Here is a 603-nt window from a genome sequence, read left to right as displayed (position 1 = left end):
CCGTGGCCCTTCTGGATACTGATGTAGCGTCGGATCATCCTCCAGGGCAATGATTTACAGGCGGCATACAGAGTCGGCTGATTCGCCTTGACCGTAAACACGTAGTCGCCGCCGTCACCGACGATGGCCTCGACGGTGTCGGTCTGGGTGTGCATGGCATCCACGGTGACCACGACCCCGGTCAGATCGAAGGTTTTGAGCAGGTCTCTCACGGCGGGGATCTCGTTGCTCTTGGCCGCGGTGGCCAACTGTCCCACGATGACACCGGTGGCGTGGTCCAGAGCTGCGACCAGGTGCGGGGCGGCCTGAGTTGCGGTGCGGGCACCCCGCAGGGCTTTCCCGTCGATCGCGATGACCCGCCGCCCGTCCTGGACGCTGGTCCTGGTCCATAGGTAGGCGTTGACCAACGCGTCCAGCACGGCCGCGTCCAGGCGCGACAACGTCCGGCGGAAGGTGCTGGCATCTGGGCTCTTCGCCCGGGTCAGGCCCAGTCGTTGCAGGTCAGCGGCGTCGAGGTCGGCTGCCCACTGGGCGATCGCGGCGAACGAGCGTGACCCGGCCAGCACCGCGCACATCGCGGCCGCGACGATCCCGGCCAGCCGG

At 67.3% G+C, this 603-nt stretch carries 1 protein-coding gene; it reads right to left on the bottom strand.

Annotated elements, in window-relative coordinates:
* Window positions 1-603, bottom strand: a 603-nt coding sequence (locus LR393_RS34785; protein ID WP_231489484.1) for an ISAs1 family transposase, incomplete at both ends; no start/stop codon positions are given.

This window comes from Kineosporia mesophila (genome assembly GCF_021129235.1).
GTDB classification, from domain to species: Bacteria; Actinomycetota; Actinomycetes; order Actinomycetales; family Kineosporiaceae; genus Kineosporia; species Kineosporia mesophila.
Note: the sequence above shows the minus strand (reverse complement) of the source record. Positions and strands in the feature narration are given on the sequence as shown.